Here is a 26,269-nt window from a genome sequence, read left to right as displayed (position 1 = left end):
TAGGAAAGGAGAGGACTTTAAGATGAATCAAGAAGAATTGAAAGCGAAAATACACGAAGTGATGGAAAACCATAAGGTAGGGACTTTGGCAACGGTGAAAGGTGGCAAACCTCATTCCCGTTACATGACCTTCCACCATGACGATGAATTCACATTTTTTACAGCGACAAGCAGCAAAACACACAAAACAGATGAAATTGAACAGAACCCTCATGTTCACGTCCTTCTTGGATATGAAGGAGAGGGATATGGCGACACCTACTTAGAAGTAGAAGGTCAGGCGAAGATCCGTGATGATCAGGAAATCAAAGATTGGATTTGGCGCGATCATATGAAGAATTGGTTAGGCAGTAAGGATAATCCCGAGTTTGTTGTCCTGGAAATCATGCCGGAAGCGATCCGACTGATGAATGCAGGGGAAGAGACGCCGGAACTGCTGGAACTGTAAGTATGATTAACCCATGATAAAAGCGAAGGCTCATAGCCTTCGCTTTTATTTGTGTGGAGATCTGTTAGTGATGAGCGGGTTCTGTAATCGAACAAGGCATGTCTTCATATTCGACCTCGATCGTTACATGATCTAAATGAATCGAGTCTATAATATTCTTAATTTCCTCTTTCACATTGCAAACTTGTTCTTTTGTCGCATCAGCTTCGACAACAACGTGTGTCGAGAAAGCGTGGTGTTCGCCGTCCATTGACCACAGGTGAGTGTGGTGGGTGGATTGTACATCTTTGATGGCACCTATCTTGTTGATAATATCATCCAAATCAACTCCATCTGGAACAGCCTCCAGGAAGAGCTTCATCGTTTGAATGAAATTACTCACGACGTTGTACAAGATGAATAGGGTAATGCCGATCGAAGCTAATGGATCGAGAAATGGAAGGTCAGCAAACATCATGACAACACTGACTATTAATACCGCAACCCATCCGAGCACGTCTTCAAGCAAGTGCCACGTCATGACCTTCTGGTTCATAGAGTCTCCACCGCGTAGGCGGAAGACCGCTGCCCCGTTGACGAGAATGCCGAGAATAGACAGGATGAGCATACCTGTTGCGTTCGGTTGTTCAGGATTAAGAAGTCTTGGAATGGCCTCTGTTAGGATGAAGACCGATCCTACAATAAGTACGACACCGTTGATTAGAGCAGCAAGCAGGGAAAACCGGCGGTACCCAAACGAAAAGCTCTCCGATTTCCCCTTATTGCTGAACTTTTGGAGAAACCATGCCAGCCCAAGCGATAAGGAATCCCCTAAGTCATGCAAAGCATCCGATAAAATAGCCATACTGTTGGTTAATAGACCACCGATGATTTCAATGATAGTAAAAGCGAAGTTAAGGAAAAATGCAGTTTTAATTTTGCCAGTTGATGAATCAACATGGTGATGGTGGTGATGTCCCATAGGAAACCTCCTATAACAATATATGATTATATGTTCATATATAATGATATAAGCCTTACTTTATGATGTCAATCGATGTTTCTATGTTTCCTCCGGGAGTAATTTTTAAACATCTGCTTTACTTACCTCGTAATATTAGGTATGCTGAATATACCTAATATTACGAGGTAGGTGGACGAAGTGTTTAATCGTGAACTTGTCAAAGGAAGTACATCATTGCTTGTTCTTCAACTTTTGAATGACCGCGATATGTATGGATACGAACTTGTAAAAGAGATGGACAAACGTAGTGAGCATAACTTTCAAGTGAAGGAGGGCACGCTCTATCCGGCCCTTCATAAATTGGAGAAGCAAGGTTATGTGACGCATTATTGGCATGAGCAGGAAAAAGGGCCAGCTCGGAAATATTATAAGGTGACCGAAGAGGGGATCAACATGCTGAAGGAGCGTACGAGTGAATGGCACAGGTACGTTCAAGTTATGAATAAGTTGATCGGGAAGCATGAGTCCTGAAACACAACGTCGCTACTTGGAAGCATTGTCGCAAGCGTTATCTTTCCACCCCGACAGGTCTAGTATCATAGAGGAATACAAGGGACACCTTCAGGCTTTGGAGCATGAAGAGGTCCCGCTTACTTATGAAGCATTGACGGAACGGCTGGGGGACCCTGATGAGATTGCCGAAATGTTTAAGGAAGAGCACTCGGTTACAGAGTCGCGTTTGCACTGGTTGTTTGTGTTCTGCAATGTTCTTTTATTTGTAGGGGGAGGGCTGCTTACGCTTGCCTATCATTTGTTCGATTGGAATGTGTTGCAATGGCTCTTCACACGGCTCCTTTCGATTCCAACGGTTATCATCGTTCTTTATTTTGGATTCTGGACATTGCTTGGATATGAAATAGGGAAAGCATTCGGACCGAAAGGACTTGCATTATTAAAAAAGACGTATTTAATCGGTATCGTTCCGAACTTGATTTTGATGGTGCTGACGGTATTCAATATTATTCCGCGTCGTTGGTTTGATCCCTTAATCACAACAGAATTCATCATTGTCTGTATCGTCTGTACAGGACTTTTATATCCCGTTTCACTCTTAGCATGCCGGTGGGGGAGAAGAATGTCACTCTGACAGACATTCTTTACACCCATATACATAGAATTTCTATGATGTAAGTATTACTAGGTATAGGAGGAATGAGTTATGGCTACATCAGCATTGAAAGCGCAAGAGTTTTGGTTTTTCGTTGTTTGTCTACTATTAGGAGGATTAGCGGAGCTGTCCTTTTTCCATGCTCCCGTAGGGGTCAGTTACTTACTATTTATTACAGGTTTTTATCTCGTGTTTTTTGTTAGGTATCGTTCTTTCACATTCCGCCAAAGAAGGATGGGGCTCTTGATGATGGTGGTCATCTTAATACTTGCTTCCAACTACTTCTTCTATGATGTGTTAGTTTTTAACCTGTTGAATGCTGTGGCTATTCCTGTATTAGTGCTCGCACACCTCGTTCTCATTACAAAGCCAAGCTACATTCGGTGGGATCGTCCGTTCTTCTTAATCCGAATGATTGTGACGGTTTTCGGGTCCTTTGTCTATAATACAGGCTTTATGAAGCGGCTCTATAACCGAATGTTCAAACAAGTAGATAATAAAAATTCTGACGTCGTAAAGAAAGTGATGCTTGGGCTGCTGATCGGACTCCCACTCTTATCTGTCATTGTTGGGCTTCTCATGCAAGCCGATGAGGCGTTCGGGAACCTCCTTTCTGTGTTCCCGCACTGGTTAAATGGATTAGAGATGAATGAAGCAATGGCGCGCACAATATTGGCACTCGTAATAGGGTTCTTGTTCTTCGGAGTGCTGCAGATTTTGCCTCGTGAAGAAACGAAGACCCTTCCAGAATGGAAAAAAGGGGAAAAGTATGATGGAATCGTCTCGCTCACCGTACTCATTCTTCTAAATGTGGTGTACGCTCTGTTCACAGCTGTTCAATTTTCCTACTTCTTCGGTGGCGAATTGTACGGAGGGATGAGTTATTCGGAATACGCGCGTCGTGGTTTCTTCGAACTTGTCATCGTGTCACTCGTCAACTTGACGGTGCTTGTCATTATGTTGAGCATCAATCGGCCGGAAGGTAGAAAAGTCGATCGTACGCTCCGGGGAATGTATTCTCTCTTGATCGTATTCAGTGGCATTCTCCTTGTCTCTGCATTCCAGCGATTGATGTTGTATGAAGCAGAGTATGGCTACACCATGGCTCGTGTTCTACCGCATGTATTTATGGTTTTCTTATTAGTCATTTTCATCTATACAGGGATTCGAGTATGGATCGATCACCTTTCGCTCCTGCACTTCTATCTCCTGACAGCTCTCGTTTTCTATGCGGGGTTGAATGCAGTCAATGTCGAGGCTTGGATTGTCGATCGGAACCTTGACCGTTTTGAAGAGACTGGGAAACTGGATGTGCGCTATTTAAGCTCTCTAGGCTATACGGGTATAGACGGGCTGTTGGATGTGTATGAGCAGCATCCAGATATGGACAGTCTACAGAGCATTCTGATTGAAGATAGAAAGAACTATACCGTAACGGATGAATGGGAGGATTCATGGCAGTCCTTTAACATCACAAAATATGAAGTGACGAAGCGTCTTGAGAATTGGCACCCATAAAAATTCAGACAACACAAACAAGGCTCCGGATTTGATCCGGAGCCTTGTTCTGCTTTTTAGAATTTAATGGGAATAGAACTCCAGGCAATAGAAAGCCGACTAGGCTCTCTTTAGGTGGTTGTGAACCTTTCTTCTATACGGTGATATGCTTTCATGTTTTCTGTTTTTTGAGCGAGTTTCTCTAAGCTTGCCAGCAGGAAGTTCTTATCAAGTTCGTAAAGGGCATCTGGGTCCATTTTTTCGACCGTGTTACATGCGAATGTCCATAAAGAAGCATGCTTGGAGGAACCTATGGATTCCGAGATCATGGCGAAAGCGCGGATCATCTCTGTGATGACCAAGTGGTTGCTCCCAGCATAGTGACGGATGTAGCCGAATCCTCTGTAAATATAATAATCGAAAGATTCCTCGAGCAGTATGACGCGGACCTGCTTTTGGCTGTCCATAAGATACGGGGTGAAGGTAATATAGTTTTCGACGGTCAACATCAGCTCTGCCATTTGGTGGATGGTGTTGGTGGCTGTTTTCGGATCGTCGTTTCCGATCGCTTTGATCGCGATCTCCGCCAGTTTGTGCATTCCCATTTGAATGTCTTGAATTTCTGTTTCTTTATGACCGAGTTCAATCATTCGGCAGTATTTCTGTTCATCTACCTTATCTGCACCTGGCCCCCAGTAACTGATCAATTTATTCCCTTTCAAAGTGTAGTCGCCGATTTGCGAATGGAGTTGGATGATGACATTGTCTTTCTCGGCCTCTTCGATCATGTGGCGATAATTGATCAGCTGCAAGTAACCGGATTTGATTGCTCCGACCGAAACGGCGTTCTCCCGTTCGATTTCTTTTGTATCTCCAGATTCCGTCGTGCGATGTGCTTCTAAATCTTTGCTTAAGGTTTGATTGATGATCTCCTCTGATGTTTTCTTCATCGTAAAGGTAATATTGTGGACTTGCATCCATGTCGTTGCATGGTTGATAAAATAAATGAACGTGAGGGCACAGAAGAATGCCAATAAAATCGTCAGAAAAGGAACCGCAACGAAGAATTCGTCTGATGAGTTGCCGATGAAGAGAAAGACGACTAGAACGAAGACGAAGCTTCCATTGAATATTCCAAGGGCATGCTGAGTCCGTTTATCGGAGACGAAATTGAGAAGCATCCGAGGAGAGAACTGTCCGCTGAATGTCGTAAGGACAACGAGCAAGGAGTTCAATGTAAACGCGCTTAGCGTTAGGATGCCTCCGATCAGGGTGCTGACTAAGATTCTTGTAGCATCTGCGTTGATTCGAAAAATGGATGGGACGTAGTTATACATTTCAATGCCGACGTCTAAGAATAATGTGATGAACCCTATTACAATAGCCAGTGATATGTAGACGGCCGGCATATACCAGATTGTCATCTGCATTTCGTGCTTTCTTTGCCGCTTTGACATTTCGAAGTATTTCTTCACAGCGACAGGCAGTAAGTCCAAAATCATGTGTTCCTAACCTCCTTGCTTACTTTTGTGATATATTACTTCCCATTTCATTTTCTTTTCAAACGGGTGGCCATTCGATATAGTTACAAGTAAATGAATTGATGCATAAAGGTTAGGAGTGGCAGTTATGGAATGGATCAAGAAGACATATGAGGAACTGACGAAGGACGAACTCTATACTTTGTTGAAAAAGCGTGTGGAGATCTTTGTTGTGGAGCAAGAGTGTCCTTACCCTGAGATAGATGGTAGAGACGAGGAATGTCTACATATATGGTTGGAAGAGGCCGGGGAGATGATAGCTTATTGTCGTCTTGTTCCCCCGGAGGAGGAAGAGGGTACTTATTCGATTGGACGAGTACTAATCACGGATCCATACAGGTTAAAAGGTTATGCGAGGCAAATGATGAACTATGCGATAGATGTTCTATTTGAAGAGGTCGGTGTTGATACTATTGCCTTGCACGGTCAAGAGCATCTGCGGCATTTCTATGGATCATTCGGTTTCAAGGAAGTATCAGACGTCTATTTAGAAGACGAAATTCCTCACGTTGATATGGTGATGAGCACTTCGGAGCGTTTATAAATGTGAATCCAGTGGAAAATAGTTGTGTGTTATGAATTTCCGAGGAGGGACAACAATGAGCTCGAAGCATTTTACACAACAATATATCAACGGACAATGGAAAGATGGATCAAGTGAGAAAACCGTAGACAATGTTAATCCTTATACACAAGAAACGATTGCAACCATCCCTTCAGCAAATGAAGAGGATTTGAATAAGGCATATGAAGCGGCACAGGCTGCTCAGAAAGAGTGGATGACGCTGACACCAGGCAAGAAGCAGTCGTATTTTGACGAGCTGTTGAATGTGGTAACGGAACGCAAAGAGGAGATCGTCGACTGGCTTGTCAAGGAATCAGGAAGTACATTAGTGAAGGCAGAAGTCGAGTATCAGGCTGCAGTTTCTATCATTCGTGAGTCTTCCAGCTTCCCGACGCGGATGAAAGGAGAAATTCTTCCATCGAACACGCCAGGCAAAGAAAACCGGGTCTATCGTTCTCCTAAAGGGGTAATCGGGGTCATCGGACCATGGAATTTCCCATTCCACTTGGCGATGCGATCGATTGCACCAGCTATTGCAACAGGAAATACGGTTGTCGTAAAACCAGCATCCGATGCACCGGTTACATCCGGATTGTTGATTGCGGACATTTTTGAAGAAGCTGGGTTCCCTAAAGGTGTCATCAATGTTGTAGTTGGCCGCGGTTCCGAAATCGGTGATCCATTTGTGAAGCACCCGATTGCGAAGTTGATTTCATTTACTGGTTCAACAGAAGTAGGGAGCCATATCGGAGAGCTTGCTGGTAAACACATCAAAGATACGGCTCTTGAACTAGGCGGGAACAACGCTATGATCGTATTAGATGACGCGGATATCGACAAAGCTGTTGAGGCGGCGGCGTTCGGTAAATACTTGCACCAAGGTCAAATTTGTATGTCCTTGAACCGTATTGTCGTTCATGAACAGGTACATGACGAATTCGTGGAGAAATTCAAAGAGAAAGTATCCGGATTAAAAGCAGGAGATCCTTCTGATAAGGAAACGGTTGTCGGTCCGGTTATCAACTCAGAAGCAGTTGAACGTATCCAAGAGGATGTTCGCAAGACGGTTGAGCAAGGCGCAGAGCTCGTTCTAGGTGGGGAAGCGGAAGGTAATGTGATGCAGCCGACCGTTCTCACTGGTGTAACGAATGACATGCCGACTGCAAACCATGAGATGTTCGGTCCTGTCGCATCCATCATTAAAGTCAGAGATGAAGATGAAGCGGTCGAAGTGGCGAACGGCTCTCCTTATGGATTGAGTGGATCACTATTTACTACAGACGTTCATCGCGGTGTGGAACTAGCTAAGCGCGTGGAGACAGGTATGATTCATATTAACGACCAATCTGTTAATGATGAAGCACACGTTGCTTTTGGTGGAGAGAAAGAGTCAGGAATCGGTCGTTTCGGTGGTGAATGGGCGCTTGATAAGTTCACTACAGTGAAATGGATCGGTGTCATGTCCGGTTACCGCGAGTTTCCGTTTTAATACGAACAGAAAAAAGCCCGGGGGCACCCCGGGCTTTTTTCTGTTGGAGAGAAAGTAATGTCGGTCTTCTTGAGCTTAGAGAAGCGCGAACCTCTTGAGCTCGGTGACCCAGTCATCACTAGGTTCTGTTCCCTAAAACTGTGGCAAAGTGGGGTGGAAAATGGCGAGACTCCTGCGGAATGCACGGACACCGGCGAGACCCCACAGGGCGCTAGCCCGAGGAGGCTCGGCGTCCGCCGCGGAAAGGGAGCTATTTTCCACCCCGCGCTTTAGATGTTTGATAACAGAACCGCCATGCACACTTTTATTTTTTGAATGCTTTAAATCGTTCCAAAGCATCTTTTAACGTTTCTTCGGAGTTATTTAATCCGATTCGGACATATCCTTCCCCGTGGGTTCCGAAGCCATTTCCAGGTGCAACGAACAAACCGACTTGTTCAAGCAGTTCATCAGCAAATCCTTCAGACGTGTAACCCTCAGGTACACCAAGCCATACAAAGAAAGATCCGTGACATGGTTGAACATCATACTTAAGTGCCTTCAATCCCTCTACTAAGAGGTTGCGTCTTGTTTCGTAAGTCTGACGCAGATCCTCCACACATTGCTGGGATTCAAGTAAGGCGGTCGCGGCGGCTTCTTGTTCTGCTCCGAATAAGCTGCAGAAGTAATGGTCTTGCAACAACTCTAGTGCCTGGATGACACTCTGGTTTCCAACGGCAAACGCTATGCGCCAACCGGCCATGTTATACGTTTTGGACATCGTATAAATTTCTACACCGACATCTTTCGCCCCTGGTACTTGAAGAAAGCTGAGCGGTTTTTCACCATCAAAGCCGATCGCCCCATAAGCGAAGTCATGAACGACGCAGACATCATGCCGATTTGCCCGATCAATAGTTTCTTCGAAAAAGGAACGGTCCGCAACGGCACCGGTCGGATTATTCGGGTAGTTGAGAAACATCAACTTGGCTTTGTTCCAAGTCTCTTCGCTGATGGCACTGTAATCAGGAAGGAAGTCGTGCTCCTTGACAAGAGGCATCGGTTCCAAGACCGCATCCATCATTGCGACGCCTGACCAGTAATCTGGATAGCCGGGATCCGGCATAAGGGCGACGTCTCCAGCGTTCAAGAAAGCCTGGCTCAGTTCAACGAGCCCGGTTTTACTTCCTGGTAGGATAGCGACTTCTTTCATAGGATCAAGATCAACGTCATATTCTCGCTTGTAGTAGGTCGCGATCGCTTCTTTTAAGAATTCAAACCCTTGAAATGGTGGATACTTGTGATAGATTGGCTTTTCTGCTGCTTTCTTTAAGGATGAAACGATATGGTCTGGAGTCGGTTGATCTGGGTTTCCTTGCCCGAGGTTGATGGCGTCGTGTCCATTCTCTTCGTATGTACGCAATTTAGAAACGAGCTTGGCAAAGAATTGTTCCGGTAGACGGTTTACAGCGTGAGAGGGAGTGAATTGTTTCAAGCGGAATTCCACCTTTTTGAAGTAGTGTAACATGATTGAATGGAATCTCCTACCGTTATGGAATGTAGGGGAACGGGTATGCTTAACTAGAACCTGTAAAAGAGGGGTGCGTAGAAATGAACATAGTCATTATCGGCGGCGACGCAGCGGGCATGAGCGCTGCAATGCAGATTGTCCGCAATAGCGAAGGTCATCAAATCACCGTTTTCGAAAAAGGGGAGATCACGTCGTATGGTCAATGTGGTCTTCCTTATGTAATCAGTGGTGACGTTGCTTCTACTGATGATTTGATTGCACGTCGTCCTGAAACTTTTCGTGACAAGTACGGCATTGATGTGCGGATTAATCATCAAGTAACAAAGGTCGATTGCGATCATAAAGTCGTCTATGGAGAAGATCTCGAGCAAGGGAGAGAATTCGAACAGCCTTATGATCGTCTTCTTATCGCCACAGGGGCTGCACCTGTATTGCCTCCGTGGGAAGGAAGGGACCTTTCCGGAATTCATACATTAAAGACGATTCCAGATGTTCACGCCATCATGGATGGGGTCGAGGAAGTAGAACATGTAACGATTATCGGTGGCGGCTATATCGGGCTTGAAGTAGCCGAGAATTTGATCAAGCTTGGGAAAAAGGTACGAATGATTGATCGTGGAAATCGAATTGCCAAAATCTTCGACCCTGAAATGGGGGAGAAGATACAAGAAGAAGCAGAAAAACAAGGCATCGAGCTTTGCTTGAACGTTTCAGTAGAAGCATTCAAGGGAGAGTCTCATGTCGAGGCGGTTGTGACCGACCATGGAGATTTCGAGACAGACTTTGTATTGGCAGCCGTCGGCGTAACGCCCAACACCTCTTTCTTAAACGGTACAGGGATTGCGAAAGGCGTGGCCGATGCGATACAAGTGAACGCGTTTATGGAAACGAGTATCTTAGACATTTATGCAGCAGGAGACTGTGCTACGCAGTTCCACCGGATCAAACAACGAGCAGATTATGTCCCGCTTGGTACACATGCGAATAAGCAAGGTCGGGTCGCTGGACTGAATATGATTCGTGAGCGGAAAGTATTCAACGGAATAGTGGGGACGTCCATTATTAAGTTCTTTGATCTGACGCTTGCAAGGACTGGGTTATCTGAGAAAGAGGCAGAACAGGAACATATTCCATATGAAACCATCTCTATCCAATCGACGCATGCTGCGGGTTATTATTCGAAGGATGACCCAATGACAATTAAGCTTATGTATCAAGCCAAGGATCAAAAGCTATTAGGTGCCCAAATTATCGGCAAGCAAGGAGTAGACAAGCGGATCGATGTACTTGCGACGGCTCTTTATAACGAAATGGATATCGAGCAGTTGGAAGAGTTGGACCTAGCTTATTCACCACCATATAACAGTGTATGGGATCCGATTCAGCAGGCGGCGAGACGAGTGAAATAAGTCGAATTATGGTAGGATGGAAGAGCGATAACTTGCAGGAGGAGTAATGCTTTGAATACAGAACTCTATCAGGAAGCTGAATCGTTCATCCGCCAATTTTACCAAGAAAAAGGGTTATCTGATGTTGAAAGTCGCTTGAATGATGTGCGTGCGGCTATCGAAGATTCAGGGACCTATCATCATACGTACGAAGAACTCGTTTATGGTGCCAAAGTAGCGTGGCGTAACAGCAATCGCTGTATTGGCCGTCTGTTTTGGGAGAACCTGAACGTGTTTGATTATAGACAGCTGGACGAAGAAGAAGCGATTTTTCAGGCGCTATTAAAGCATATCGATTTTGCGACGAATGGTGGCAGAATCCGTTCCACCATTTCGATCTTCCGTCCGAAGCTAAACGAGAAGGAAGTACGCATCTGGAACCACCAACTGGTGCGCTATGCCGGTTATGAGACAGATGATGGGGTCATCGGAGACCCGGCATCTGTTGAGTTCACGAAGATGTGTGAAGCTCTCGGGTGGCAGGGGGCTGGAGGCTCTTTTGATGTGTTGCCGCTGGTCATTCAAATCGATGACCGAGCACCTAAATTGTTCGAGATTCCGTCTGAAAAAGTACTGGAAGTGCCGCTTCGTCACCCGGAATTCGATTGGTTCCGAGACCTTGAATTGAAGTGGTATGCTGTACCGTTCATTTCAGATATGCGTCTTGAAATCGGAGGCATCGAATACACCGCTGCTCCGTTCAACGGTTGGTATATGGGGACAGAAATCGGAGCCCGCAACTTAGCGGACGATTTCCGTTATGACCTATTACCGACTGTAGCCAAAGCGATGGGGCTTGATACGAAGCGCAGTGCCTCGCTTTGGAAAGACCGGGCGTTGCTCGAATTGAATCAAGCGGTGCTTCATTCTTACCGTGAGGATCAGGTCAGCATCGTCGACCATCATACCGCTGCTGAACAGTTCCGGCTTTTTGAGAAGAAAGAGAATAACCAAAATCGTCAAGCGACAGGGGACTGGACGTGGTTAATTCCACCCGTATCCCCTGCAGCGACTCATGTGTTCCATTCCTCTTATGAAGACCGGATGGACAGCCCGAACTACTTCTATCAAAATGAAGCATACAAAAAATGTCCTTTTCACTAAGTGAAAAGGACATTTTTCATGTTGAAAAGAGGTTAAGAAAGAATGTGAGATCGTTATTGAGGGATACGCCACCACTATTAAAGAATCCCCCTGCCGAAATTGCAGAATCACTCGTACAATCCGGGCCGCCGGTCTTGAAAAATGGGAATCTGTTTGCGAATCGCATCCACATCTGAGAAATCGACGGAAGCGTGCAGAATTTCCTCATGGCTGCCGGCCTCTGCAACCACTTTCCCCCAAGGATCGATGACCAGGGAGTGCCCGCCGAACGTATTGTCGGGGTCCTTGCCGACGCGGTTGCACGCAATGACAAAGCATTGGTTCTCAATCGCCCGACTGACGAGTAGGTTCCGCCAGTGATCGATGCGCGGCTTCGGCCATTCGGCAACAACGAACAAGGCGCGGGATCCGTCCAACATGTGGGTGCGCATCCATTCCGGGAAGCGGATGTCGTAGCAGATCACACCAGCGAATGGCACGTCTGCAATTTGGAAGTTTCCTTTCTCGTTTCCGGAGTGTAAGTATTTTTCTTCATTCATCAATCGGAATAAGTGCGCTTTCCGGTAGGAGCTTACACGCGCCCCCGTCTCGTCGTAAGTGACAAGCGTATTGTAGAACTGGCTTCCGTCCCGTTCTGCGATCGACCCTAGGATGGTCACTTGGTGATAAGCTGCCAGGTCACGCAACAAGTCGTGGGTAGGTCCATCTAACGTTTCAGCTATTGTTTCGAAGCGAGATAGGTCGTAACCAGTCGTCCACAGTTCCGGTAGGACAATAATCTGGCTACCTTCAGCTGCGGCTTTTTCAATCTTCTTTCTTGCTTGTTTTCGGTTTTCTTCAGGGTCTCCAAATGCGATATCCATTTGAATGACCGCAATGTTCGTTTTCATTGCCATCACCTCGTTTTTCCTAAGTGTACCAAATGTGCTTTTGATATAAAACGTTTACACACGTGATACAATAAAGAAAAAATGAGGGGCGGGAGTCGGATGTTTGAATTGTTTCTGCCAATGCTCGAACGGTTAGGCATCATTGTTACGGTAGCGTTCATCATCACGCGATTCCGGTTCTTCCGAGAATTGATCGATCGGAAGACATTGGATGCCAAAGACCGCTATATGGCGATTGGCTTCTTTGGGTTGTTTGGAATAATCGGGACCTACACAGGGATTACCTATGATATGTCGACATTGGAATTCGGAAGTTGGGCGACGGGGCTTGCCAATTCAGAGGCCATTGCTAATTCACGGGTAATCGGAATCGTTGCAGCCGGTTTGTTCGGCGGGTACCGTATCGGAGTTGGCGCTGGCGTAATTGCGGGTCTCCATCGGTTTTCCTTGGGCGGTTTCACAGGATTTGCGTGTGGCATCTCGGCTGTGGTTGCGGGAATTATATCCGGATTTTTTCATAAAAAAGATCAGCCGTTGAAGCTTAAGACGGCGCTGTTCATTGGGGCGCTTGCGGAAACGGTGCAGATGGGGATCATCCTAGGCGTAGCCAAGCCGTTCAGCCAGGCGTGGGGGCTTGTGCAGGAAATCGGTATGCCGATGATCTTAGCGAATGGCCTTGGTTCTGCCTTGTTCCTGTTGATTATTCGAAATGTGTTGAATGAAGAGGAGAAAGCGGGTGCGATACAAGCGCAAAAGGCTCTCAAACTTGCCGAGTCGACGATTTCGTATTTGCGGAAGGGACTGACGGAAGACTCTGCGAAAAAAGTGTGCCAAATTATATATGATGAGGTTCAAGTCAGTGCGATTTCGATGACGGATGACCATAAGATTCTTGCTCATGTCGGGCAGGCGGATGATCATCATCAGTCCGGTGAACATATTCAGACGAAGGCGACGAAACAAGTGATTGAGCTTGGGGAGATGGTCGTTGCTGGTCATGACGATATCAATTGTAAGCACGAGGATTGTCCGCTTGGTGCGGCGGTCATAGCTCCGCTCAAGCGCCGGAAAGAAGTGGTCGGGACGCTTAAGTTTTATGTGCGATCGGAGAAAGAGGTCTCAAATGTGCTGTTAGAGTTGATCCAAGGGTTGAGTGCGTTGCTCGGTCAGCAGCTGGAGATTGCAGAGGCGGAAAAGGCACAGGAGCTTGCTCGGGAAGCAGAAGTGAAGGCGCTCCAGGCTCAAGTGAACCCACACTTTTTGTTTAACTCATTGAATGTGACGGTTTCGCTAATCCGCACACAGCCAGACCGTGCCCGTTCTCTGTTGATTGCGCTCTCGAAATTTTTCCGTCAGAACTTGGGTGCAACGACGAAGAAGTGGACGTCGCTCGAAGAAGAGTTGAAGCATGTGAAATCATATTTATTAATAGAAGAAACGCGTTTTGTAGATAAGCTGCATGTGACCTATGATATCGACGATGAAGTGCTCAGCGCTAGGATTGCACCATTGACATTGCAACCTCTTGTGGAGAATTGTATCAAGCATGGGATTAAGGACCGTGACGGCGACTGTGAAATCCGTATTATGATGAAAAAGGATAGCGAAGGCGTCCGTATTTCGGTTGTCGATAATGGAAGTGGCATTACCAAGACGCGTTTGGAAGGGCTGGGGGATCAGGAAGTCGATTCTAAGAAAGGCACCGGCCTTGGGTTGTATAACGTCAACAGTAGATTGAGGCACATGCACGGAACGAAAGCGAAACTGCAGATTGAAAGCGAAGAGGGAAAAGGGACGACGATTTCCTTTGTCATTCCTTTTCATACTAAGGAGGTGTCCGTATGATCAAAGCACTTGTCGTAGATGATGAGCGGTTCAGTCGGGATGAGCTGACTTACTTATTGGCTAAATACGATACGGTCGATGTGATTGGTGAAGCGGATTCAGGAGAGGCTGCTATCATGAAGACAATCCAACTTCAGCCTGATGTGCTGTTTCTCGATGTGGAAATGCCGAAGATGGACGGAATGGAAGTAGCCAAGAATGTACAGGAACTAAAGAAAGTGCCGAGCATCATCTTCGCGACGGCTTATCCGGACTTTGCTGTAGAAGCGTTCCGTCATGAAGCGGTCGACTACCTGCTTAAACCTTATGAAGAGGAACGACTGGCAGATGCCATTGCTCGGCTGGAGAAGAAGTTCGCACCGGAAGATCAGGTGGTAGAAGGTACCAAGCCGTCTAAGTTGGCAGTGGAAAGTGAAGATGACATTCACTATCTTGACCCTGAAGATGTGATGTATGTGTACCGGGAAGATCGCTTGACGAAGATCGTGACGAAACAACGTGTCTACGAAACGAAGTGGTCGCTTAAGGAAGTGGAAGCGCGGTTGAAAGGCTTCTCGTTTTTCAGAATCCATAAAAGTTATCTCGTCAATTTGCATTACATCGAGAGGCTGACGCCGTGGTTCAACGGAGCTTATCAACTGGAGCTTTGTGGGCGTGAGGAGAAACTTTCAGTAAGTCGTAACTATGTAAGAGGACTTAGGGAAGAGCTGGAACTATAAAGTCCTATCAGCACGTTTCGTGCTGGTAGGCATTTTTATTTGCGGAATTAGCAATCTATCATTTCAATCGTCTGGAGCGGCATCTTAATCGCTCCTTACGACATCTTAGTCACAAAACGGACACATGTAAGCGGTATCTTGGTATTCTTTGTGTAAGCGATTACAAAGAGAACGAAGGAGGAACCTTACATGATTACCTTTCTAGTCAGTATTGCACTCTTAATTGTTGGTTATTTTACGTATGGTAAATATGTTGAAAAAGTGTTCGGCGTTAATAAGAAGCGTCCGACACCTGCTTACTCTCACAGCGACGGAGTAGACTATCTCCCGATGGGGCAGAAAAGAAATGCACTTATTCAATTATTGAATATCGCCGGTGTCGGCCCGATTTTCGGCCCGATCTTGGGCGCGCTCTATGGTCCGGTCGCCTTTCTATGGATTGTTTTAGGTTCTATTTTTGCCGGTGCGGTTCACGATTACTTAACAGGTATGATCTCGATTCGTAACCGAGGTGCTCACCTGCCGGAACTTGCTGGGAAGTTCTTAGGGAAAGTGATGAAGCACGTGGTGAACGGTTTTGCCATTCTGCTGCTCGTGTTGGTTGGTACCGTATTCGTCACAGCACCTGCTGACTTGATTTATAATATGACGTCTAGCTGGCTTGCGCTTCCTATCATTCTAGGCGCGATATTCGTTTACTATCTGCTTGCAACGATGTTACCGATTGATAAAATCATCGGTCGTTTCTACCCGATTTTCGGTGCCCTACTATTAATCAGTGCCTTAGGAGTTGGGGTATCTCTTATCGTAACAGGTGCACCAATTCCTGAGATGACACTTGAGAACATGCACCCAGGTGGAGCAGCGATCTTCCCACTATTATTCTTGACGATTTCTTGTGGTGCGCTGTCTGGTTTCCATGCGACACAGTCTCCGATCATTTCTCGTACGACACAACAAGAGAAACAAGGTCGCCGTATCTTCTACGGTATGATGATTGCAGAAGGTATCATTGCGATGATCTGGGCTGCTGCTGCGATGAGCTTGTTCAACGGTTCCGCTGGATTGAATGAAGTCCTAGCGAACGGTGGACCAGCGAACGTAGTAAGTGAAGTATCCATCAGCATGCTTGGTGCTGTCGGTGGTACACTTGCTGTCATTGGTGTCATCATTCTTCCGATCACATCCGGTGACACAGCATTCCGTAGTGCACGTATGATCATTGCCGATTACTTGAACATTTCACAACGCAAAGTAGCAAATCGTATGTGGATCGCTATTCCGATGTTCGTGATTTCCTTTGCCCTTACTCGTATCGACTTTACGCTATTGTGGAGATATTTCTCTTGGGCGAACCAATCTACAGCAGTGATTGCCCTTTGGGTAGGAGCGATGTATCTGTTCTTATCTAAGAAAAATTACTGGATTGCCGCAATACCAGCAACATTTATGACAATGGCTACATTCTCGTATATCTTGAATGCAGATATCGGCTTCAGGCTACCTTGGAGTGTTACGTATCCATTAGCTGCAGTCATAACTGTCGTGATCGTTACGGTCTTCTTCATTGCCGCTCGTCGCGGATTGAACAAAAATATTCCGCTTGAAGAAGAACTTAAGCCGACAGCCTGATGGGGTGCTGCAATCCTAATCAATACAAACAGGTGAGAGAACAGGAAGAACAGATTAACCAGAGTGGTAAAGATACGCTTCCTGTCTGGCTCAAAGTAAGTAGTGTATTGATTGTTTGTTTCGTAACCATATGGATGATTATTTGATAGAACCGCCTGTCCATCTGAAGGGACAGGCGGTTTTTTATTCTGTTGAAAAGAATCACTAAACCTAAGTGAACGGACCATTCATTTTTGTACATAATAAGATGGAGCTGAAATGAGGCAGGTAACTATGTTCCATTTTTCCTAAAAGTTGCTTCATTTCCCCTATTCAAGCATAGCCTTGAAAAAGAACGGGTATGGTGATAGAGGAAGGAGGGAGTTTGATGAGTGATATTCAGGAAAAGAAAAATCTTTTGTACATCGGTGATGAGGAAGAGCCGATGGCTCATCTGGCTTTCGAAGAACAGGACGGAGAAATGATAATTACTAGTACCGTCGTCGACCCGGATCACCGCAATCAGGGGCTTGGCACGGACCTTATCGATCATGCTGTTAATTATGCAAGGAAACATAAATTGATCATCGACCCGGCGTGTCCATTCGCCTATGAAGTCATGAAGGACACACCGGAGTATCAGGTCGTCATGAAAGAAAAGTAAGAGGAGGACTAGTCGTGACCATCATTCGTGAACCAAAAGATAAGGATTTGATGTATTTTACTAGGTATGCGATTGAGCATGAACGTTTAGTCATGAAAAATCGTTCCTCTGATCCATCTGGTCAGGAACAATTGAAAGAAAGGAAATTCTGGGCCGCTGATCAATTGTTTGCGAATGATCATAAGCAGCGTCTTCTCATTGCTGAGCGGGAAGGGGAAGTCATTGGATATATACTGGGGACAACGAAACAACAAGAGGATGGCACGCGATGTGGTTGTGTCGAGGAAATTTTTGTTGATGAATTCTATCGTAGGGAAGGTGTAGGTACAGCGTTATGTGAAGCGTTGATGGAATGGATGACAAAGCAGGAAGTAACAGGAGTGCGCTTGAATCTGCTGTCTGGTTATCCAAGGGCCGAAGCCTTTTTCGAAGAGATCGGATTTACGCCTATGAACACGTTGTATAGTTGGAATCCCAAATCGTCATCATGTTAAGACGGAATTTGAATACATGTAGATATAGTGTTTTTTCAAAGGGGATGGGGTCGTGAAAAGAGCGATGCTCATAGTCAATCCTTCTTCGGGAAAAGAAGAAGCTTTGGACTATGTCGAGAAAATCGAAAAGATCTTAGCTGAAAAATCGTATCAAGTGAAGGTTGCACAAACGGAAAAGGAACTCGATGCCACGAAGTATTGTCAGAGTGCATGTAAGGATGAGTTCGATCTCGTTGTCTCTATGGGCGGAGATGGAACGTTAAATGAAACGATCAACGGGATGGTCGACCAGGAGCACAGACCGCTTCTCGCCATCATCCCACTTGGCACCGTCAATGACTTTGCCCGCGCTTTGAACATACCACTCGAGCCGGAAGAAGCGGTAGAAACGCTCTACTCGGATCAAATAAAAGATGTGGATATCGGTCGCTTCAACGATAGGTATTTCGTCAATATCTTCGCCGTCGGTGCGGTTGCAGAGGCAACCTATGAAGTGACGCCCGACCAGAAAACAAAGTTCGGTTCGTTCGCTTACGTTATGGAAGGGTTCAAGACATTAACTGCTCATCGGAGCTATCCACTCCGCATCGAACATGATAATGGCGTTTGGGAAGGAGATTCATTCTTGTTTCTGGCGGCATTGACCAATTCCACGGCTGGATTTGAAAAGTTATCTCCCGAGGCAGAGGTGAATGATGGGGTATTGCACGGGTATATCATCAAACAAGTAAACCTTGTCCGGATGGCGACGATCATCACCTCCATTTTGCGTGGAAACTTGAGGGATGAGGCAGATGTCGAATACTTTACATCTTCGAAAATAAAAGTGACTTCTAAAGAAGAGCTGATGACGAATGTAGACGGAGAGGAAGGGGACTCTCTCCCTGTAACGGCAGAAGTGCTCCCTTCCCATATTCAAGTTCTCGTTCCATAAAACTATAAAAAACGAGTAGGAAATCTCATAGATTCCCTACTCGTTTTTTCACACTTATCCTTAGGTCAGTTAACTTCTAACCCTTATGGAACAGATGGAAGAAGCCGAGAATGATAACGACAAACGAGAAGAAGGCTGCAGCGATGACCCCTACATAGAAGAACAAGTTCATAAAGAAGTCTCCCAGCGCTTCGTCAGATAATAAAATGAGTGCAAAGCCTGCTAAGATGGCAGCCAAATAAGTAAATACATGTTTATCACTTCTGAAATTCAGCATATCTATCACCTCCTTAATCCATAAATATGAACAGGAGGTGGATTATAGAAGATGAAAAAAATAAAAAACCTTTCTGGACTTCAGAAAGGTTCAGCGTCCCGGACTTTTTATTGAGAGGGACAGACAATGAGATCTACTTTTTTTATTCTTTTTTCATAAGAAAAAAGAAGGTGATATGGACAAAAGAGACCTTGATCACTTTGCGTTAAAAAATCGGTTGACTAGACCAGATTAGGATAGGATCAACGACTACAGCCTGCTTTTGCTGGTTATTATTATATCACCGCAGCAGTTTTCTCGCTTTGGGAAAATTATCGTCGAAACACCCTAATGAATTGCAGTATGGAAGAAAAATTTTCTCAAGTTTTGTCGTCTGGGAATAGGTGGAACGATTTATTGTCGGGAAAACGGGCTTGATGTAAAATGAAGGTATCAATACATAAACGAGGTGGAATAGTTGGATTTGAATAAGGTGCAACACTTGATTCAAATGCAGGCATTATCGATGATGAACGGTCAGTCAAGAGACAGTTTTTCCAGTGGAGTGCGGGATATGGCTTTTCAAAGCATGCTAGAAGCTGCTATGAAGCAGGAACACTCTGTTCCTACAAGAACGAACCGAGTGACAGCCGTTGATTTGTTCCAACCTGCTACTCTAAGATCGACCGAAGTGGCAGCGCCTAAGAAGGTGGAAGTGAACAATGAGGAGGTCGACACTATCATTCAGAAGGCTTCGGAGCGGTTCGGAGTCAATGTCGATTTAATCCGATCCGTTGTGAAAACAGAATCCAATTTTGACGCAGACGTGGTAAGCCATGCCGGAGCTCAAGGGTTAATGCAACTCATGCCCCAAACAGCACAAGGATTAGGGGTCGAAAATCCATTTGATCCAGAACAGAACGTCATGGGTGGGACAAAGTACTTAAAACAGATGCTCGACCGCTATGACGGGGATTCCAAGCTTGCGCTCGCTGCCTATAACGCTGGTCCAGGTAATGTAGATAAGTATGGTGGAGTTCCTCCATTCCAAGAAACCCAGCATTACGTAAAAAAAGTACTGAACTTCGCCTAAAGAATGTTGCCTATTAAATGTAACGGAGCCAGTATCTTTACTTTATCATGAACAGCCTGAGTAAAAAGAATCTGGGACAAAACATGAGCTTTCTCTGGAGAAAAGCGAACAATAAAGTGCAACTTATCAAGTAGGCTGGGGCCGTGCCCGCGTCAAGCGAAGTATGTTGCCGTAGCGGTGCACGCATGTAATGGCTACATAAATAACCCCCGAACCAATCGTTCGGGGGTTTGTAGTATTTGGATTCTTTTGTCTAAGTTAAGATTTATCCGGTTCGATCTCCCGGCTCATTTGCATGTACTGGTTGAACACGCGAGTCATCTCTTTCAGCCGGTTCCGTACATCCTCATCAATCAGTTCTCCTTGAGTCGAGAAGTGGTTGGTGTGAGTGTACACATAGTTCGGGGTCACCATGCAGCGGAAATAATTCAAAATCGGCTTCAACTGATTTTCAATGACAAGGTGGTGCTGTAAGGTGCCTCCATTTGCAACTATGGATACCGGTTTATAGCGCATAGCAAGAGGGGACACCGCATCAAAGACATTTTTCAAGGTTCCAGGGATAGATCCTTGGAAAATAGGTGTCGCGATGATATAAGCATCGGCGTCTTCGACTTCTTGAATAAGACGTTGCATATCTTCATTATATTCTTCAGCTGGACGACCATCGACAAATTGTAGCTCATAATCTTCGAGGTTGATAATTTTAGTTTCGTGCGAATCTGGGAGTTGCCCGATGTATTGCTGAACTTCTTCAAGCAATACTCCCGTTTTCGTACCAACGATCGTTCCATTCAGCAATAACACTTTCATGATCGTTTTCTCCCCTTTAAATGTATCCAAACTAAGAGCATTTTTTAATTATGTATAATTAGAATATGAGTAAGAACAGTTCTGGTTCATATCCCTAGTCCTAGTATCTCTCACTTTCCTTCTTATGTTAAATCAAATGCTTCCGTTACGCAACGAGAGCAGCTTTGGCGGATAAGCGAGTGCAAAAACGGGTAAAGAGTATAGAGAGAGGGGGAGTGGAATGCTGAAGTTTTGGAGAAGAATCAAGTTTGTATTCAATGTGCGGAAGTCCATTCCTTTTCTGAATCAATTTTTCCGCTCGAAAGAAGTAAGTAAAGATAAGAAATGGTTGTCCCTAGGGTTTCTTGTACTATATTTGATTTTTCCGTGGGACATTATTCCAGATTTTCTCGTTTTCTTCGGAATTATTGATGATTTAGCTGTCTTTACCTTTATCTTGCAATTAATGGTGAAAATGGCTCCTGAGTCATTGAAGGAACAATATGAATTGGAACAGAGGTAATCTGTTTTCGGGTTTAAAAGAGATTACTTTGAGGTAAAGTATGGATGTTGATGAATTAAACTATTCAAGGAGTGATGATATTGAGTAACGTAATGTTTACAGCACATGCTACAGCGCAAGGAGGTCGTGACGGTCATGTTAAATCTGACGATGGTCTGATCGATCTGAACTTAACAACACCAGGTCAAGGTTCTGAAAAAGGATCCAACCCTGAACAATTATTCGCAGCTGGTTATTCCGCTTGCTTCGATGGAGCGCTGAACTTAGTTGCTAGTAACCACAAGAAAGATATCGACTCAGAAATTACAGCTGATGTCAGTCTTATGAAAGATGAGACAGATAACGGATTCAAAGTAGGCGTCGTACTGAATGTCCGCTTGAAAGGTGTCTCTCAAGAAGAGGCTGAAAGCTTAGTAGAAGAGGCACACCAAGTATGCCCTTACTCTAAAGCTACTCGCGGCAACATTGATGTGGAGTTAAATACACAAGCTGTCTAACAATAAAGAAGGAAAGCCTGCCAGAGCGCATCCGCTCTGGCAGGCTTTTTTTGTTGGAAGTGCTTTCCATTATGAAAAGACAACGTTCTAAATTCCCGTTCATATATACTGCTTCACGTGAAACAATCAAGACCAATCCTTTTATATACCAGTTGAAATGTGGTATTTTTGAATCGAAGGAGTGGAACAGTCATGGAAATAACCGATCAAGCAAGGGACTTGTTACACCAGATACTTGAAGAAGAGTCAGGAAGTTTACGTCTGTTTTTCGCAGGTTTCGGTTGCGGAGAGCCGGATATCGGAATGACAATCGGGGAACCGGAGGCAGACGATGAGTTGCACTATGTAAACTCCATTCCTGTAGCCATTGACCAACGAATTATACACTTAACAGAAACCTTAATCATTGAAGGAAAGCAAACGATGGAAGGGCCAAAGTTTCAGATGCAGGGTCTTCCTGAAAAGAATTGTGACGAATAGTGCCCGCACTTAGTGTGGGTTTCTTTATCGTTTGTACACGTTAGAAGGGAATTAAGAACATCATGATGGCACCAGGACACCAAGTTGTCGGTTTTACGTTTGGGGTGGGGGCGGTGATGTGGGTACCTTATGCAGAGGTATCCGCTTCTCAACCGTTTCCTACCATGTTATTTTTCACATTTGTATTAGTGGGAGCCTTACTTCCGGATATTGATACTCCGAGTTCGAAGCTGGGTCAGAAGTTTTGGCGGGGGCTTGTCATTCTCCTTGGAGTTGCGCTATTAGGATACATATTTGCACCATCTTATTTGAATGTTTATCACGATGAGCTGAAGGTTTTCATCCTTATGCTCCTTCCAGTGATCGGAATGATGAGAGGGCATAGACAAATAACTCACTCTGTTCTATTTTTATTGATTCTGGTTCTTTACAGTTGGCTGATTGAGGCATGGTTCGATATCCCATGGTTCTATTTGAGCGGCTTGATTGTAGGTGTAGTATCACATCTATTCGCTGATTGTCTTACGAAGAGAGGCATACCACTTGCTTATCCATTTTCCAAGAAGCGTACACGTTTCTTCGTAACATTTCGAACAGGTTCTACTGTGGAGAAAGTACTTGTCTACATTCTGATAGCTGGAAACATATGGTTTTTAACTGATCAATTGTTCTAATTAGAAAGCCCCGCACGGTTTACCGTATGGGGCTTTTGTTATAGGCATAATGTCGATTTTTAGCGACAATACGCTGACTTTGTATTATTAAGTAAATTTTGAATTATTAGACATAAATGGCTAGACATTAGGAAGTCTAACATCTAAACTCAAAGTAGAAAGAAGAAAGGTTGTTGTCAAATGAGCAATGATCAAGTGCTGAAGCCTCGGGCGATTAAAAGCCTGCAAATGAATTACCAATCCAAAGTCTATCTTTATTACTTGGCGATGCTTCGCGAGTTCCCGAAAGATCTTGCTCTGGAACGGACAAGCCACTTCTGTACAGAGATGTCCTTCGAAATTGTCGAGGATCAGGTTGCTTGTCTTGAGTTTCTTTATATGAATAATTACTTAGCCGAAATGAAGCAGGTCATTCAGGATTCTGTACTGGATGGAGAAGTAAAGTTGATTTATGAAATTGTGTTGAATCGGATGGATGAACAACTGTCAGAACATCCGCTCCTATGGCTTAAATCCCTCCATTTCTCACACCCCTCTTTACACTGTCTGCATCAATTCATCATGGTCTATCGTTATTTTGATATTAAACGGTATGGAGGGTTGGATCCTTACATCGAAAACTGTGATCAAGCTCTTCAACAAGTGAATGAGCCCCTTGCCTTATACTTCTTTGAACAACGCTATCATGAATTGCTCTTTAACCATTATTGGAAGACGGATAATACGCTTTTGGCGAGGAGATATGCCTACAAGTTGATCAACAAAGAATTATCTCAGAGAAAAATGATTATGATTCAGCACCATTTAGCTCTAACTTATGCATTTGAGAACTATCATTTGGCGCTTGACCACTCTTATAAAGCGTTAGATAACGCAGAGAAAAGTGGATTGACGCACCATATCGTTTCAATCAAGCACCGAACGATTCCGTTTATCTCAGCTTTGCATAAGAGAACAGAGAATGTTTCGACACCAGACTTGGTAGAAACGGCTCATTTGGCTATTGCGAATGACGAGTATGAGGAAGCAGCTCGAATGCTAGGTTCACTAAGGAACAGAACACCATTCCAAGATTGCTACTACGGGGTTGCCATCCGAGATAAGCAGTTGGTTGAACAAGCAAGGAGCCGCTTTTTGAAAGAGAATGGGGATCATTTCTTTGCGAAGCTTCCAAGCCTATATGCCAATCGTATATGACGTGATGAATTCATTGTGTGGAAGGGCCCTCTACAGATGAATTTAAATAAATAAAATCATGTAGGAGGTACAAGTTATGAAGAAATTTTTCACTGGTGCCTTGCTGGCACTTCTACTTGTGTTTGGGAACATCGGCTTTAGTTCTGTAGCATCACAGGATCCGGGTACGAATATTGAGAAGTATTTTGGAGATCCAGGTGACTCAGGGATTGGAATTGTTGAGCCACAAGGTTCTGAAGACCCAGGAGATTCAGGGATTGGTTAATATTTATTAGAAAAGCGGACCGTAAACGGTGCCGCTTTTTTTATTGGTGAAAAACCTTTTCGTTTAATTTCCATTATTTTCTGTTTTATAAATTTCGAAAAAAGGATGTTTGCATAGGATGAAAAGGGAATGGATAGAGAGAGTAATTAGAAGGAGGAACAAACGTGAATAGAGAAAAAGCTTGGGTTACGGTACGGGACAGTTTCTGGTTTCTGCCGGCCCTTTATGGTGCAATATCTATCGTTATGGTAGCACTCACGAGCGCTTTGGACGTTTGGGTGGTGCCGAAAATACAGGAAAGTCTGCCGAGGATATTCTTCGCAGAAAAGAGCGTTGCACAAACGTTGTACGGTTCATTGATCACCTCTATACTGACAATGACCACTATCAGCTTCTCCACGATTATGGTTGTGCTAACCACCTACACAACACAATTCTCTCCCCGAACACTACAAGATTTCATGAAAAGCCGTGTTACACAGCATGTGCTTGGTGTGTATTCTTTCGGATTTGTATTTGCGTTGATCAACCTGCTTCTTTTAGGAAGCGATGACAGCCAAGGGCTACTGAGTCCTTTTCTAACCGTTGTTGTTTCGATTGTGTGTTTGGCGTGTTTTATTATCTTTATTCACCATTCATCACGCTTTGTGCAAGTTAATAATTTGATTGGAAAGATACGCACGGACACTTCTTCCGTGATTGCTAAGACTTTTCAAGATAAGGATTTCACAGAGAGTGTGGAATGGGATGAAGAAGTAGTTCGTGACTGGAAGCAGGGAGAACCCTCTACAATCGTTGCAGGAGAGTCGGGTTACTTGCAGGGACTGCAGATTGAGGGCTTATTGTCCTTTGCCAAGCAACACAACCTGTTATTGGAAGCGAACTTTCAGATGGGCAGTTACATCGAAAAAGGCATGCCGGTCTTTTACTACTGGCAGGTAGAAGGTGGAACTGATGATGTGGATGATGGAGGGTGTATGGGATATCTGTTGATTGGAAATGAACGAACGGACATCCAAGATATCGAGTTCTCCATTCAGAAGCTTGTAGAAATAGCCGTGAAGGCCATTTCCCCGAGCATCAATGATCCGCACACTGCCGTCAACTGTATCAACAGAATCGGTTCTCTTCTTACAGAGCTTGCACACGTTCACCAACCGATTCGTTATTATGCCGATGACGAAGAACAGCTCAGATTGATCATAGAGCCGAAGGAATACAGGGATTATATTTATAAGAGTTTCTATCAGATCAGGATCTATGGAAAGAAAGACCTTACCGTCATGAACGGTGTATTGGAAGCATTGTACAAAATTTCTATTGTGCACGGTGATAAGATACAAAGCGACGTGTGGCGGTTCGGGCAATATATCATCGATTCTGTAGAGACTGACGAATTAAATGACTTAGATTATGAACGCTTTTATCAGCAAGCGAAGAAATTAGCTGATGTGTGCGATGAACGGTTGTCGCTATCCCCTCTGTAAGAAGAGGGGTTTTTTTGTAGGAAGAGGTCATATTTTGTTTATATTTCCCTACTTTGGGTACTTGTTACTATACCTCGCCTGATTGATCTTCGAATGATTCTCCGAACAAGAAAGAATACATTTTGGAAGGAGAAG

The 26,269-nt window shown here is 44.7% G+C and carries 28 protein-coding genes; 22 read left to right on the top strand and 6 right to left on the bottom strand.

Annotation, left to right across the window (positions count from 1 at the left end; translation table 11 throughout):
* Positions 1 to 22: 22 nt before the first annotated feature.
* Positions 23 to 448, top strand: a complete 426-nt coding sequence (locus tag E4663_RS14765; RefSeq protein WP_135328192.1) for a pyridoxamine 5'-phosphate oxidase family protein — start codon at positions 23 to 25, stop codon at positions 446 to 448.
* Between the two features lie 64 nt (positions 449 to 512).
* On the opposite strand, the gene E4663_RS14760 is transcribed toward E4663_RS14765, so the two are convergent.
* Complete coding sequence (locus E4663_RS14760) at positions 513 to 1,409, bottom strand: cation diffusion facilitator family transporter (RefSeq protein ID WP_135328191.1); 897 nt, start codon at positions 1,407 to 1,409, stop codon at positions 513 to 515.
* Between the two features lie 180 nt (positions 1,410 to 1,589).
* Between E4663_RS14760 and E4663_RS14755 the strand changes: the two genes are divergently transcribed.
* The 3 genes from E4663_RS14755 (at position 1,590) to E4663_RS14745 (ending at position 4,077) form a co-directional block, all read left to right on the top strand.
* Complete coding sequence (locus E4663_RS14755) at positions 1,590 to 1,922, top strand: PadR family transcriptional regulator (protein WP_079477151.1); 333 nt, start codon at positions 1,590 to 1,592, stop codon at positions 1,920 to 1,922.
* Complete coding sequence (locus E4663_RS14750; RefSeq protein WP_135328190.1) at positions 1,912 to 2,538, top strand: HAAS signaling domain-containing protein; 627 nt, start codon at positions 1,912 to 1,914, stop codon at positions 2,536 to 2,538. Before E4663_RS14755 ends, E4663_RS14750 begins: the two co-directional genes overlap by 11 nt.
* 72 nt (positions 2,539 to 2,610) lie before the next feature.
* Positions 2,611 to 4,077, top strand: coding sequence for a DUF4153 domain-containing protein (locus tag E4663_RS14745; protein ID WP_135328189.1), 1,467 nt, complete (start codon positions 2,611 to 2,613; stop codon positions 4,075 to 4,077).
* Positions 4,078 to 4,187: 110 nt separating this feature from the next.
* Here the strand turns inward: E4663_RS14745 and E4663_RS14740 are convergent, their stop codons facing one another.
* Positions 4,188 to 5,558, bottom strand: coding sequence for a DUF2254 domain-containing protein (locus E4663_RS14740; RefSeq protein WP_135328188.1), 1,371 nt, complete (start codon positions 5,556 to 5,558; stop codon positions 4,188 to 4,190).
* Positions 5,559 to 5,685: 127 nt separating this feature from the next.
* Between E4663_RS14740 and E4663_RS14735 the strand changes: the two genes are divergently transcribed.
* Both E4663_RS14735 and E4663_RS14730 read left to right on the top strand, forming a co-directional pair.
* On the top strand, positions 5,686 to 6,141 hold the full coding sequence (locus E4663_RS14735) for a GNAT family N-acetyltransferase (protein ID WP_135328187.1): 456 nt from the start codon (positions 5,686 to 5,688) through the stop codon (positions 6,139 to 6,141).
* Between the two features lie 55 nt (positions 6,142 to 6,196).
* Entirely contained in the window at positions 6,197 to 7,651 is a 1,455-nt protein-coding gene (locus E4663_RS14730; RefSeq protein ID WP_193554854.1) for an aldehyde dehydrogenase family protein, read from the top strand.
* A 304-nt stretch (positions 7,652 to 7,955) separates the two neighbouring features.
* On the opposite strand, the gene E4663_RS14725 is transcribed toward E4663_RS14730, so the two are convergent.
* Positions 7,956 to 9,125 carry a pyridoxal phosphate-dependent aminotransferase gene (locus E4663_RS14725; protein WP_135328185.1) on the bottom strand — a complete coding sequence of 390 codons (1,170 nt, stop codon included), beginning with the start codon at positions 9,123 to 9,125 and terminating at the stop codon, positions 7,956 to 7,958.
* A 116-nt stretch (positions 9,126 to 9,241) separates the two neighbouring features.
* Here E4663_RS14725 and E4663_RS14720 point away from each other — a divergent pair, with 116 nt between their 5' ends.
* Both E4663_RS14720 and E4663_RS14715 read left to right on the top strand, forming a co-directional pair.
* Positions 9,242 to 10,570, top strand: a complete 1,329-nt coding sequence (locus tag E4663_RS14720; RefSeq protein WP_135328184.1) for an FAD-dependent oxidoreductase — start codon at positions 9,242 to 9,244, stop codon at positions 10,568 to 10,570.
* A 51-nt stretch (positions 10,571 to 10,621) separates the two neighbouring features.
* On the top strand, positions 10,622 to 11,713 hold the full coding sequence (locus E4663_RS14715; RefSeq protein WP_135328183.1) for a nitric oxide synthase oxygenase: 1,092 nt from the start codon (positions 10,622 to 10,624) through the stop codon (positions 11,711 to 11,713).
* Positions 11,714 to 11,820: 107 nt separating this feature from the next.
* Here E4663_RS14715 and E4663_RS14710 read toward each other — a convergent pair whose 3' ends face one another.
* Positions 11,821 to 12,609, bottom strand: coding sequence for a carbon-nitrogen family hydrolase (locus tag E4663_RS14710; protein WP_338323649.1), 789 nt, complete (start codon positions 12,607 to 12,609; stop codon positions 11,821 to 11,823).
* A 93-nt stretch (positions 12,610 to 12,702) separates the two neighbouring features.
* On the opposite strand from E4663_RS14710, the gene E4663_RS14705 reads away from it, so the two are divergent.
* The 6 genes from E4663_RS14705 (at position 12,703) to E4663_RS14680 (ending at position 18,870) form a co-directional block, all read left to right on the top strand.
* The gene (locus E4663_RS14705) at positions 12,703 to 14,448 is read left to right on the top strand and encodes a sensor histidine kinase (protein WP_135328182.1); all 1,746 of its coding nucleotides are present in this window, start codon (positions 12,703 to 12,705) and stop codon (positions 14,446 to 14,448) included.
* Entirely contained in the window at positions 14,445 to 15,167 is a 723-nt protein-coding gene (locus tag E4663_RS14700; RefSeq protein WP_135328181.1) for a LytR/AlgR family response regulator transcription factor, read from the top strand. Before E4663_RS14705 ends, E4663_RS14700 begins: the two co-directional genes overlap by 4 nt.
* 189 nt (positions 15,168 to 15,356) lie before the next feature.
* Entirely contained in the window at positions 15,357 to 16,799 is a 1,443-nt protein-coding gene (locus E4663_RS14695; protein ID WP_079477141.1) for a carbon starvation CstA family protein, read from the top strand.
* Positions 16,800 to 17,166: 367 nt separating this feature from the next.
* Positions 17,167 to 17,442 carry a GNAT family N-acetyltransferase gene (locus E4663_RS14690; RefSeq protein ID WP_135328180.1) on the top strand — a complete coding sequence of 92 codons (276 nt, stop codon included), beginning with the start codon at positions 17,167 to 17,169 and terminating at the stop codon, positions 17,440 to 17,442.
* A 14-nt stretch (positions 17,443 to 17,456) separates the two neighbouring features.
* A complete protein-coding gene (locus E4663_RS14685) occupies positions 17,457 to 17,936 on the top strand; it encodes a GNAT family N-acetyltransferase (protein WP_135328179.1) in 480 nt (159 codons plus the stop codon).
* A gap of 52 nt (positions 17,937 to 17,988) precedes the next feature.
* On the top strand, positions 17,989 to 18,870 hold the full coding sequence (locus E4663_RS14680; protein WP_135328178.1) for a diacylglycerol/lipid kinase family protein: 882 nt from the start codon (positions 17,989 to 17,991) through the stop codon (positions 18,868 to 18,870).
* Positions 18,871 to 18,946: 76 nt separating this feature from the next.
* Here the strand turns inward: E4663_RS14680 and E4663_RS14675 are convergent, their stop codons facing one another.
* Positions 18,947 to 19,147, bottom strand: coding sequence for a hypothetical protein (locus tag E4663_RS14675; RefSeq protein WP_135328177.1), 201 nt, complete (start codon positions 19,145 to 19,147; stop codon positions 18,947 to 18,949).
* Positions 19,148 to 19,604: 457 nt separating this feature from the next.
* Between E4663_RS14675 and E4663_RS20280 the strand changes: the two genes are divergently transcribed.
* Positions 19,605 to 20,219, top strand: a complete 615-nt coding sequence (locus tag E4663_RS20280) for a lytic transglycosylase domain-containing protein (RefSeq protein WP_277752120.1) — start codon at positions 19,605 to 19,607, stop codon at positions 20,217 to 20,219.
* Positions 20,220 to 20,477: 258 nt separating this feature from the next.
* Here E4663_RS20280 and E4663_RS14665 read toward each other — a convergent pair whose 3' ends face one another.
* A complete protein-coding gene (locus E4663_RS14665) occupies positions 20,478 to 21,032 on the bottom strand; it encodes an NADPH-dependent FMN reductase (RefSeq protein ID WP_135328176.1) in 555 nt (184 codons plus the stop codon).
* Between the two features lie 220 nt (positions 21,033 to 21,252).
* Between E4663_RS14665 and E4663_RS14660 the strand changes: the two genes are divergently transcribed.
* From E4663_RS14660 to E4663_RS14630, 7 genes are all read left to right on the top strand, one after another.
* On the top strand, positions 21,253 to 21,534 hold the full coding sequence (locus E4663_RS14660) for a YkvA family protein (protein ID WP_079477135.1): 282 nt from the start codon (positions 21,253 to 21,255) through the stop codon (positions 21,532 to 21,534).
* Positions 21,535 to 21,614: 80 nt separating this feature from the next.
* Entirely contained in the window at positions 21,615 to 22,031 is a 417-nt protein-coding gene (locus tag E4663_RS14655) for an organic hydroperoxide resistance protein (protein WP_135328175.1), read from the top strand.
* Positions 22,032 to 22,223: 192 nt separating this feature from the next.
* The gene (locus E4663_RS14650; RefSeq protein ID WP_135328174.1) at positions 22,224 to 22,511 is read left to right on the top strand and encodes an iron-sulfur cluster assembly accessory protein; all 288 of its coding nucleotides are present in this window, start codon (positions 22,224 to 22,226) and stop codon (positions 22,509 to 22,511) included.
* A gap of 62 nt (positions 22,512 to 22,573) precedes the next feature.
* Positions 22,574 to 23,185, top strand: a complete 612-nt coding sequence (locus tag E4663_RS14645) for a metal-dependent hydrolase (RefSeq protein ID WP_135328173.1) — start codon at positions 22,574 to 22,576, stop codon at positions 23,183 to 23,185.
* Between the two features lie 180 nt (positions 23,186 to 23,365).
* Positions 23,366 to 24,382 carry an AimR family lysis-lysogeny pheromone receptor gene (locus tag E4663_RS14640; RefSeq protein WP_079477131.1) on the top strand — a complete coding sequence of 339 codons (1,017 nt, stop codon included), beginning with the start codon at positions 23,366 to 23,368 and terminating at the stop codon, positions 24,380 to 24,382.
* 76 nt (positions 24,383 to 24,458) lie between these two features.
* The gene (locus E4663_RS14635; protein ID WP_135328172.1) at positions 24,459 to 24,647 is read left to right on the top strand and encodes a hypothetical protein; all 189 of its coding nucleotides are present in this window, start codon (positions 24,459 to 24,461) and stop codon (positions 24,645 to 24,647) included.
* Positions 24,648 to 24,811: 164 nt separating this feature from the next.
* A complete protein-coding gene (locus E4663_RS14630) occupies positions 24,812 to 26,134 on the top strand; it encodes a DUF2254 domain-containing protein (protein ID WP_135328171.1) in 1,323 nt (440 codons plus the stop codon).
* Positions 26,135 to 26,269: the final 135 nt, after the last annotated feature.

The organism is Halobacillus salinus (genome assembly GCF_004684905.1).
GTDB classification, from domain to species: Bacteria; Bacillota; Bacilli; order Bacillales; family Halobacillaceae; genus Halobacillus; species Halobacillus salinus.
The sequence above is the reverse complement of the archived record's forward strand: the minus strand, read 5'-3'. Positions and strand labels throughout refer to the sequence as shown.